This window comes from Streptomyces populi, from assembly GCF_002911015.1.
GTDB lineage: Bacteria > Actinomycetota > Actinomycetes > Streptomycetales > Streptomycetaceae > Streptomyces > Streptomyces populi.
Map to the genome: position 1 here is coordinate 1 of NZ_KZ627024.1, position 10,715 is coordinate 10,715.

General features: G+C 68.9%; 7 protein-coding genes. 2 read left to right on the forward strand and 5 right to left on the reverse strand.

The genetic code is table 11. From position 1 onward, the window contains the following. Window positions 1-97: 97 nt before the first annotated feature. The 5 genes from CW362_RS41080 to CW362_RS41105 all read right to left on the reverse strand — a co-directional run bounded on the left by CW362_RS41080 (window position 98) and on the right by CW362_RS41105 (window position 4,738). Window positions 98-520 carry an IS5 family transposase gene (locus CW362_RS41080; protein WP_162684405.1) on the reverse strand — a complete coding sequence of 141 codons (423 nt, stop codon included), beginning with the start codon at window positions 518-520 and terminating at the stop codon, window positions 98-100. A gap of 23 nt (window positions 521-543) precedes the next feature. Further along, a complete protein-coding gene (locus tag CW362_RS41085; protein ID WP_103554691.1) occupies window positions 544-1,401 on the reverse strand; it encodes a hypothetical protein in 858 nt (285 codons plus the stop codon). Between the two features lie 474 nt (window positions 1,402-1,875). Further along, a complete protein-coding gene (locus CW362_RS41095; RefSeq protein WP_162684406.1) occupies window positions 1,876-3,198 on the reverse strand; it encodes an AlbA family DNA-binding domain-containing protein in 1,323 nt (440 codons plus the stop codon). 219 nt (window positions 3,199-3,417) lie between these two features. Beyond that, window positions 3,418-3,660, reverse strand: a complete 243-nt coding sequence (locus tag CW362_RS41100) for a hypothetical protein (protein ID WP_103554694.1) — start codon at window positions 3,658-3,660, stop codon at window positions 3,418-3,420. A 166-nt stretch (window positions 3,661-3,826) separates the two neighbouring features. Continuing rightward, window positions 3,827-4,738, reverse strand: coding sequence for a hypothetical protein (locus CW362_RS41105; protein WP_162684407.1), 912 nt, complete (start codon window positions 4,736-4,738; stop codon window positions 3,827-3,829). Window positions 4,739-5,592: 854 nt separating this feature from the next. Between CW362_RS41105 and CW362_RS41115 the strand changes: the two genes are divergently transcribed. Continuing rightward, window positions 5,593-6,096: a chromosome partitioning protein gene (locus CW362_RS41115; RefSeq protein ID WP_162684408.1), complete on the forward strand. Its 504-nt coding sequence runs from the start codon at window positions 5,593-5,595 to the stop codon at window positions 6,094-6,096. After that, window positions 6,080-9,835 (forward strand): TerD family protein, encoded by a 3,756-nt coding sequence (locus CW362_RS41120; protein WP_162684409.1) that lies wholly within the window; start codon window positions 6,080-6,082, stop codon window positions 9,833-9,835. Before CW362_RS41115 ends, CW362_RS41120 begins: the two co-directional genes overlap by 17 nt. Window positions 9,836-10,715 lie beyond the last annotated feature (880 nt).

A 10,715-nucleotide genomic window follows, 5' to 3' on the forward strand; every position in this document is an offset into this window, starting at 1 on the left:
AGGGGGCGTGCGCAGATGCTGTCGTGGCGTTGGCCGGGTGTCAGCAGGATCGCGAGGGGGCGGCCGCGTCCGTCGCAGGCGAGGTGGACTTTGGTGGTCAGTCCGCCTCGGGATCGGCCAAGGGCGTGATCGTCCAATTCGTCCGGCCGGTGGATCCCCTTTTTCGACCGGTGGCGGCGGCGTGCTGGTGGGCGCGGACGATGGTGGAGTCGATCTGGACGAGCCGGTCGATGTCGCCGACGGCGTCCGCACGTGCCTGGATCTGTTGGAGAGCTCGGGTGAACACGCCGTCCAGGGCGTAGCGGCGGAAGCGGGTGTACACCGTCTTCCACGGTCCGTAGCATTCCGGCAGGTCACGCCAGGAGATCCCGGTCCGGATCTTGTAGACCATTCTATTGATGACCTGCCGGTCCGACACCCGCGGCCGCCCTGTCGCGGCCCGCGGTATGAGCGGAGCGAGTAACTCCCACTCCAGATCGGTGAGTTCATGTCGACGTATCACCCCACCATGATCCACCACGCGATGATCTTTGAAGACGGACCCTAGTCGCAGCCGATCGGATGTGCTGCTGCTGGCCAGGCTTCCACGCCGTGGGAGGTACGGATATAGGCCGTTGACTTGTCCGCGGCCAGCCAGAGGGTCCAGTCGCGGTAGTGGTAGCCGGTGTCGCGCGCGTCTGCCGGCATGCGGGTATTCGCGTCGTATGTGCCGTTCAGCAGCTCGGATTCGAAGAGCCCTTGCGGGTCGCGCACGTATTGGCGGGAGTTCGGGCCGCTGCCCAGGTCGAGGAAATGTGCGCTCTGCCAGTCGCAGTGCTCGGCGCCGGGGGAGCTGCTCACCTTCGTGGTCGGCACCCGGTGGCCCTTGCGGTCCTCCCAGATCTCGTAGCCCTTGGACTTGGCGTAGCTCGCTGGCCATTCCGACGGGTCACAGGACGCGCTGGTCTCCGGGCCCCAGCCCGGGCGATGGGGCTGGTCCCTGGCGACGACGACGGCCACCTTGGTCCTGCCCTTCACGTCGAAGGAGAACAGGACACGATCACCCTCCCGCCGCTCCACGCGGTAGCCGTAATCGGGCTCCTCGGGCTGGTAGATGTCGAAGTACGCGTTCAGCCCCTCCTCGGGGGTGGAGCCACCGTCCCTCTTGCTCCAACGGTCCGACCCACCGCCCGAGAAGATCGCGCCGTCACATTCCAGCGCCTTGCCTGCCGCGCCCGAAGCCTCCCCCGGTTCGGGCTCGTCGGCCCCCGAGTGCTTCTCCGAGGGCAGATGGAGCGGCCCCGCGTAGGGCGTGGCCGGCGGAGTGCCCGTCACCACCAGGTCGTCCCGCACGTCCGCGCCGCCGCACCCCGCCAACGCCAGCCCGGTCAGCACCGCTCCAGCCACGATCCCCTTGCGCATCCCAACCCCTGTCACACCGTTCCGTGTTCGTGCTCCTACGACGAGGGAGGGGCGGAGATCGTTCAGTGATCGGTAAGTGGGCGGGGCTCAGTGCGTCGCCTGGAACGTCTGCCGGTATACCTGCGGCGAGACGCTGATCGTGGCGTGCAGGTGCTGACGCAGGGAGGCGCCCGTCGCGAGCCGTCAGCTCTCCGCCCACTCCAGTCCGAGGTTGGCGAGTGTGGTGAGTTTGGTGCGGCGGCTTTTCTGGAGTACAGGAGCGCGTCAGAGGCGACGGCCTCGCCGCTGCCGATCGGGTGGTGGACCTCGGGGATCCAGTCCAGAGGCTCGTGCACATCGCCGCGGCGGCGGGCGTCCTGGAGGAAGACGAGCGCGGTCTCGGTCACGGTCAGCGTGTGGCCAGCCTTCAAATCGGGCGCCGCCGGTGTTCCCTGCGCGCGACGCCGGGCGGACAAGCCGCCCAAGGCCGGACGACTACCTCTTCTTCTCCAGCAGCTTGGCCGTGATCACGCGGTCCGCGTCGACGAACGGGTTTGCGGTGACATCAAGGCCGAAGAGCGCGTAGATATTGCGTAGAGCTTCATACGCGTCGCGCTCTGGATCCCCCAGCGCCTGCCAGCCGTGGTTCCAGGTGGCGCTTGCTGCGGGCTGTGGTGAGCCGATGAACGGGAAGGTGGGGTCGTCCCCGGCAGCCAGCGTACGAGCCGGCTTGCGGGTGAAGTCCGAGGCGACGATCCGGTGCGTCCATGTGCCGCCGACCAGCGGCAGGACGTGCCGGTCGACCAGCCGGAAGTACTCCAGAGTGATCTCGGTCAGCACGAACACGCTGATCCTGCGTGGCCCGCCGCTGGAGTGCTGCTCCATTGCCCAGCCCAGCATCTCCGAAGTGGCAGCCGCGGCCCCGGTGACCGCGCCGTCCGACTCGATCAGCAGTCCGCGACGGGGAGCGTCGGCCAGCAGGAGACCGCCCTCACGAGGTTCCGGATGCGTGTATGCCGTGGACCAGTTGAAGGCGTGGGCGCCCCGGAGTGTGTCCTGGTTGCTCAGGACGTCCCGTAGCCCATGGTCGGCGCACATACCAGGAACGATGCCGCGCGGATGATCGGGGACGCTCTGGAAGAAGAGCAGCGGCGTCTTCTCCATGTCCAGGGCGTTGCACAGGTCGTCCCGACTCTTGACGCGGTCAGCAGCCGGAGCAGGCGCGGTATCGGGGCCGCGCCGCGTACGCAGGCCGTCGTTCAGCAGCCGGTACACCTCGTCCTGAGGGAGGAAGGCCGTAGTGTCGCCGTTGCGGATCGGGATGGTCCAGCTGTTCTTGATGAACTGGCCGTTGTCGGTGATGCCCCGGGTGACCATCGCCCACCGGTCGGCCTCGGGCAGCGCCGGTACCTCGATCACGAAGTAGTACCCGGATGCCTTCAGGTCACCCCCAGGGTGGTCGTACCAGAAGAACTTCACCTGGAGCAGCGGGCGCACGTATTCCGTGATGACGTCCTTGTACTTCGTGCTGTCGACCACCTTCTTGTCGAAGGGTGTGACCTTCTCGGCGACCTCGTAGAGCTCGGTCTGCTTCTTCTTCGCTTTGAAGCCGCACACGATCAGTCCGCCGCTGGCGTTTGCGAACGCGGCGACGTCCTTGGCGAGCTCGAACTTGCCCTTGTCGGTGCTCAGGTCGTACGGCCCTTCGGGCGGGACGCTCTTGAAGTCGACCCACTCGCTCTCCGGCGTGCCCACGATCTCGTACGGCTGCTGCACGGCGAGATAGGAGATGAGCTGAACCCTGCTGTCGGCGGCCATGTCGTCGGAGCGTACGCGCACGCAGACAAGCGCGGGGAATTGCGCGCCGAACTGCGCCATCTCTTGTTCCGCGCTGGTGACCGAACTTCGGCTCTTGCCCTGTGCAGTTGGCCCCGTACGACGGCGCGCATGCGGTGACCGACGGGGAGCCACTGGTGGTCTCGGTCTCGGGACCGGGACCACCAGGTCGAGGGAGAGGGGATCAGCGGGTGCGCCGGGTCAGCGCTGCTGGATCCACCAGATGATCCACCCGGTCCCGCTCGCGCCCACGGCACCGGCGGCGCCGCGGAGGATGCCGTAGCCCGCCGTACGGGCGAGGGCGCGCAGACGACGGCGGCGGCCGCCATCCAGCAGCTGCCGCAGCCGGGTCCGGATCTCGGACCAGATGTGGCGCAGCTTGCCGTTGCCCTGGTGATGCCGGGTCGACGCCGGCTGGTCAGTGCCCTTAGGCTCGCTGGACATGCTGATGGTGCCTCCTTGGGGAGTGACTGTTGGTTTCTTCACTGGGCGGCTCCCTGCTGGAACAGGGGGCCGTCGCCCGTTTGCGGGGCGGCGACCTGCGCCGCGCCCGACCCGGGTGTGCCGGGCCGGGAGTCGTGGGGCCGGGGCCGTAGCTCCCCGGCGGTGCTCATCGCGGAATCGCGGCTCCCGAGAGCGCGGGAACACGGGAACCGATCCGCAGCGCGGTGCGGGCGACGCCCTCAGGAGTCCAGGCGGCCTCTGCCGCCTCGCGCTCCGTCTTGTTGACGTTCAGGTCGAACGGCGCGGCGAGAGCCCAGCGGACGTGCGTGCTCTGTCCGAGGACGGAGAAGCCGTCCAACTGTTGCTCGGAGAGGAACTCGTACAGCAGACGCTTCTTCTGCAGCTCCTCGATGCCGCGCCCGACCGTTGACGGGGAGACCCCGTACCAGAGCGCGTACTCCCTGGCCTTGTGCAGGGCGAAGGACGGGCTGCGCTGGCTCATGAGGATGAGCAGCATCGCCTTCGCCGGCATCGACAGCTTCCGGTAGTACTGCTGCTCCCAGTACGCGAACGGCACCTTGAAGTAGGTGCTCTTGCGGGAGCCCTCCTTGTCGCCCGACGGCAGCGTGTACGGGTCGCCGGAGCCGTCCTCGAGCAACTTGGTGATCTTCGTCATCCGGCCGTACGGCTCGGTGCTGATCAGCTTCAGTTCCTTGAGCTTGTGCAGGTGCCGGGAGACCGCGGCGCTCGCCGTGCCGTTGGTGGCGAAGGAGATCCCTGCGGCGCGGCCCCAGGTCTCGGACCGGTGAGCGACGCCCCAGTCGGCGCGCGCGGTGACGCAGTGGATCAGAAGGAAAAGGTCCAGCCGCTCGTTACTGCGCAGCATCTTGGAGAACGGGCCGGGCCGAGTGACCAGGCGCAGGCCGGGATCGGCATCCTGGACAAAGGCGCGCCGGATGGGGACGGCACGGCCGGTGCGCTTGGACTGCTCCAGCAGCATCCGTATCGTGTCGTCCTGGCTCACGGCCATGTCCCTGTTGAGCACGGTCAGTTCGGTGTTCACGGAGTCCATGTTCACCGATCGGTCGTACGAAGCGGGTGTCGAATTCCGGTGCGGCCGCTTGGCCGCCTCCCGTTCAGACCGGGTTATCGGAAAACCTGGGATAACAGATGACCCCAGTAGGAAACCATTGGTGTCCGAAGCTGCAGGCAGGCACGTACTTAACACCTGGAACCTTTATCGCTTCAGACGGTGATCTTTGATGTTCTAGAGCCGAACCCTTGGATAGTTCACGCCGTGACTCCGTACCTGGGAGAACGCGGCGGCGAGTTGGTTCCGAGCCGGTCGCGGGGGTGACATGCGGCCTACGCGGTCCGTACGACTGCGCCCGTCCCGGACCCGAAAGGGCCCGGGGTCCGGCGTGGTGGGGAGAGCGCAGGGGAAGGCTCAGTAGTCGTCCCGTTCGGAGGGCGGCCCGTACAACGGGCCACGAGCCGACCTCAGCGGACCGGGCCGGGGCAGTCTGGTTGGCGGCGCGGAACTCGATGTCCACGACAGCGGAGGCGATTTCGTCCTTGCGCCACTTCTCAGGGGAGTTGTGGTTCACCAGGCCGCCCGCGTAGGCCATCCGCAGCAGTTCGGCCTTCATCGTCATGGACCCGTTGTCGATGGCGACCATCGGTCGGTTCCGCCTGTGCTTCGGCCGTTGTCGTCCCGTTCGCCGTCGTTGCGGGGGCGTTGAGTTGTTCCGAGCAGCCCCGGCTGGCCAGGCGGGGCCCGTGGCGCGCGTCGCCCATGACGGACCCGCAGCGCCTCCGTGCCGCTGCGAGGCTGCGCCTTGCTGTCGTGGTGTTCTGTGGCAACTGGGGGGTTTGGGTGGTTTGTTGTGGGTACGGTTGGCGCAGAGTGTCGGCCGGTGTCGAGGGGGTCTCGTGGTTCCGGGTGTGGAGATCGCGGTCGGGTACGTGTGCGCGTGGCTGGTGGGCAAGGCCAGGCGGGTGGCGGGCCGCGCGGATGCGGAGATCGACCAGGGACTGGACGCGGGCATGGACCGTCTGCACAGGCTTGTCAGCGCGAAACTCGGGACCGATCCGGCACTGGCACGGGCCCGGGAGGAAGCAGACGCAGGAGAAGGGGAACGGGAGCCGAGTGAGCGTACCCGCCAGCGCCTGATCCTGGCTTTGGAAGAGGCCGCCGAGACGGACCATGACTTCGCCGCGGCCTTGGCACAGGCTCTCGCCGCGGTGCAGGCTGCAGGACCGGTGGACGTCGCGTTCGCCACCGGCACCGCCAAGGCCACCAACGGCGCCACCGCGAGCACCGGCGTCGTGCGCCCCGGGGGGACCGGACCGGGCTCCGCGACCGCGGAGCACACCGGGGACGCCACCGCCGACGGCACGAACAGCAAGGCGAGCACTGGTGTCGACTACAGCTGACCACCCCGACACCCCCGACCAGCCGACCGAGGAGCCCTCTGTCGCGCCGAGGCTGGTGAGCGCGCGGGACACCGGCGACGCCCACGCACAGGACGGCGGCACCGCGGTGTCCGGGTACCAGGGCCCCGCCCCGAGCGGCGAGGGGACGCCGATGTCGACACAGGCCACGAATACCGGGAACGCGACCGCGACCGGGGACGGCGCCATCGCCAACACCGGAATCCTGACCATCCGTCGGAGCAGCCCGCAGAAACCCGCCGCCTGGCCGCATCAAGTCGGTACGATCCCCCGCCGGGTGGAGCTCTTTCAGCCCCGTGCGGAGGCCGCCCGGCTGGGCGAGGCCCTGCAGGATGGGGGGACGGCGGTGCTGGGGCAGGTGCTGACCGGGATGGGCGGTGTCGGCAAGACCCAGCTCGCCGCCGACCACGCCCGCACCCTGTGGCGCGACGGTGCGGTGGACGTGCTGGTGTGGGTCACCGCCGCCAACCGCACGGCCGTAGTGGCCAGCTACGCGCAGGCCGGGGTCGAGCTGTGTCGGGCAGACCCCAACGATCCCGAGCGTGCCGCCGCAGCGTTCCTGGCCTGGCTGGAACCCAAGAAGAACGCGCCCCGGTGCCGCTGGCTGGTGGTCCTCGACGACATTACCGACCCCGCCGACCTCGTCGGCTTGTGGCCCTCGGCCAGCGCGCTGGGGCAGGTGGTGGCCACCACCCGCAGCCGCGAAGCCGCGCTGAACGGCACCGGCCGCCGCCTGATCGAGGTCGGCCTATTCACCCCCGCCGAAGCCCTCGCCTACCTCACCAAAGCCCTGGCCGCCCACGGCCGCACCGAGCCCGATGGCCAACTCATAGCCCTCGCACAGGACCTCGGCCACCTGCCATTGGCTCTCTCCCAGGCTGCCGCCTACCTTGCCGACGCCGACACTACCGCCGCCCACTACCGGATCCTGCTCGCCGACCGCGCCATCGCCCTGGCCGACGCCGCCCCCGACACCCTGCCCGACGACCAGCACCACACCGTCGCCGCCGCCCTGACCCTGTCCCTGGACCGCGCCGACACCCTGCGCCCCGCCGGCCTGGCCCGCCCCGTGCTGCACTTCGCCGCGTTCCTCGATGCCAACGGCATCCCCCTTACCGTCCTGACCAGCCCTCCGGCCCTGGACTTCTTCACCGCACACCGCACACCCACCGGTTCGCAGGCACCCGGGGCCGTTCCGGCCAGGGTCGGCGAGAGTGAGGTCGTCGCCGCCCTGCGCGCCCTGCACCGGCTCCACCTCGTCGACCACACCTCCAGCACCCCCCACCAGGCCGTCCGCGTCCACCAGCTCACCCAGCACGCCGTCCGCGACACCCTCACCCCGGACCAGCACGACACCGCCGCCCGCACCGCCGCCGACGCTCTGGTCGCCGCCTGGCCCGAGGTGGAGACCGACCCGGTCCTCGCCCAGACTCTGCGCGCCTGCGCCACCACACTGTTCGGCCACGCGGAGGACGCGCTCTACCGCACTGACGCCCACCCACTGCTGCTCCGCCACGGCCGCAGCATGGACGGTGCCGGACTACCGGCCGAGGCGTTCGCCTACTTCACCCGCTACATCGACACCGCCCGCCGCTGCTTGGGTCCGAACCACCGCGACACCCTGACGGCTCGCTACCGCGCCGCAGGCTGCCAGGCCCGCGCCGGAGACGTGCCTGCCGCGGTCGAGGCGCTCGCGGCACTCCTGGAGGCCCATACCCGTGTCCTCGGAGCGGACGATGTCGACACGCTCAGGACGCGCTCCTCTCTCGCGGCGCTCCGAACCCACAACGACCGGAGTGAGGAACTCAAGGAACTGCTCGCCCTCCTGGGGGACCAGGTGCGGGTCCTGGGCCCGGACCACTGCGACGTGCACGACACCATGCGCCGGGTCTGCATCCTGGGAGCCGAGCTCGGGCACCGGGAACAGGCCATCACCCAGCTGACCGAACTGCTCGCTTGGGAGGAGGAGGGATTCGGTGCCGATGACCCCGCCACCCAGGCCACCCGGGAGGCACTCGCGGCCCTCGGAACCAGGGGCGAGCCGACCGCGTCCGATCCCGACCTGACACAGCTGGCCGAGGTGCTGGACGACCAGACACGAGTGCTCGGTCCGAACCACCGCGACACCCTCGCCACCCGGCGCATGATCGCCTTAGCGGTGGGCAAGGCCGGACGGTACACCGAGGCTGTCGACTTGCTCGTCGAGCTGCTCGGTGACGAGAATCGTGCGCTCGGGCCGGACGACCGCGACTCCTTCGCCACCTTGTCCATGATCGGAGGGTTCCGGATGCAGTCGCACGGACCCGCGGCCGGCGTGGAGACATCGCGGGAGCTGCTCGCACGGCAGATCCGGATCCTCGGCCCGGACCACATCGACACCCTCAGCACCCGTGGTGACCTCGCGAACTGGCTGGGCTTCGCGACCAGCGCGGCCGACGCGGTGGTCGCGGAGGCCGAGCTGATCACTGATCTGGTCCGGGTGGTGGGCCCCGACCACCAGACGACAGTCGGCGTGCTCGGTGAACTCGACGACTGGCAGCGTCAAAGCCGCACCAAGCGCGAGCTGGCGGCGACCATGCGCGAGTCGTACGAGACACTGGTGACCATCGCGGGGCCGGCGGATCCCAGCACGGTGCAGGCAGCGGGCCAACTCGCCCAGCTGCGAGCTGACGAGGGCGATCGACGGGCCGCCGCCACGGCGCTGGAGCAGACGCTGGCAGCCCTCGTCGAACGTCTGGGCCCCGACCATCCGGCAGTTGCCGCAGTGCGGGCGAACCTGAACTTCTGGCGGAAGGACGACGCCCTCTGCTTCACCGGCAGCGCCGACGAGGTCGCCTACGCCGTGACCACCACACCGTCCGGCCACCCGTCCACGGCCCTCAAGTCCCTCGACGCCAGGCCGGACGACCTCCTGGCCAAGGTCGACGCGCTGGACGACCTCCTGGCCAACGTTGACGACGACCCCAACACGACGCTGACCGGGCTCGACGTTGACCTCACCACCCCGACCGGCACCGCCCCCGACTGCCCAGACCCGTACGCCATCGTCCCCTTCGAGCAGGGGCACCGCGCCACCGCCGCGGCCACCCCCGCGTTCGCCCCGGTGCCCGCCGCCGTCCCACCCATGCCCACCGCGCCCCCAACGGTTGCTGCTCCGGCCGCCACCCAGAGCGCCGAAACCCAGACACTCCACCTGGTCGCCGGACAGAACACCCTCCTCCCAGCCCACGCCATCCAGGACCTCCTCATCAGCTTCACCGCCGCCGGCACCCCAGCTGACCTCACCCTGCTGCTCACCGGCCCGGACGGAAAGGTCGCGTCCGACGACGACTTCGTCTTCTACAACCAGCCCCAGATCGCCGACGGCGCCTGCCGGCTCCTGCCCGAGCAGACGGCAGACGGCCGCAGAGCCGGGCAGGCCACCGTTGCTCTGGCCCGCCTGCCAGAGCAGACCCGACGGGTCGTCATCTCGATCAACATGGACGTCGAGACCGGCGCCGCCTGCGACGAACTCGTCGCCCCCGTGCTGACCGTCGAGGCCGGCAACCAGACCTGGACCTTCGAACCGCAGCGGGACCCGGAGATCAAGGCGATGATTGTCGTCGAGTTCTACCGCCACAGCCTTGCCGGTCAGGAAGTATGGAAGCTCCGCGCCGTCGGCCAGGGCTGGGCCGACGGCCTCGCAGGCCTCGCTCGCGATTACGGAGTGACCGTCGACTGACCTGCTGCTCATTGCAGCCTGGACGCTGCGGGCCTGGCAGCTGAGCGGCGGCATGCGTGCCGAGGAAGGTATTCAGGGCCGGTGCCCCGGTGCCGTCTGGCGATCACTGATCAGGAAGCCTTCGTGTGAGGCGTATGTGACGCGAGATGATCTGTGCTGCGGGTAGCGGTTGATGGGGATCTTTAGGCTACGTAGAGTTACCGGACACAGGCAGTGTGCTGAACTTGTGAAGACCCCTTGTCAAGAACTTCCCGGAGTGCTTCAACTCGGCTTGACCTGAGGCCAGTTACATAACGATGCTTGTCTTCGCATCACCGACTCCTCCCTTTCGGCTCCGTCGCTCTCTGCACAGAGAGCGACGGACGCCCTGAGGGACAGGGCGATAGGAGGAGAAGGAGGAGCAGTGGTGGGATCCGATATGAGCAAGCCACGCAGGCGCTGGACCGGCTCTGAGAAGTGGTCGGTAGGGCTGGCTGCGGTAGGCGTGCTCGTGGCGATCATCGCCACGGTGGGGCAGTTCGTCCACTAGGGCGCCCACACATGAGACGGTCGCGGCTGGGGCTCACATGCAGTGAGCCCGGTCTGCTGCTAGGCGACCGGGCTCGTGGAATTGCGCGGAGGGCCTGGCTCTGGCAGGAGCTGGGCCCTTCGTTGGTGGTACCGAACCGAGTGTGTACCTGGGCACCCCGTTCCGACAAGAAGAACATTACCTGCTTTGGCCCTGATCTGGGCTCGAGCTGGCGATGGTTCGAGCTCCAGACCATCACGAGTAGGGCAGGTCAGCGGACGTCGCGTGGCCTCCAGCCCAGCTACGCCGCCGCCCACTTCACCCCGAGGCTGGCCAGTGCATCGAGGTCCTCACGGTAGAGCTCGCCCCGGC

Excerpts from the sequence above, each read along its gene's own strand:
- CW362_RS41095 (WP_162684406.1), bottom strand. The coding sequence starts at position 3,198 with ATGGCCGCCGACAGCAGGGTTCAGCTCATCTCCTATCTCGCCGTGCAG.
- CW362_RS41085 (WP_103554691.1), bottom strand. The coding sequence starts at position 1,401 with ATGCGCAAGGGGATCGTGGCTGGAGCGGTGCTGACCGGGCTGGCGTTG.
- CW362_RS41100 (WP_103554694.1), bottom strand. The coding sequence starts at position 3,660 with ATGTCCAGCGAGCCTAAGGGCACTGACCAGCCGGCGTCGACCCGGCAT.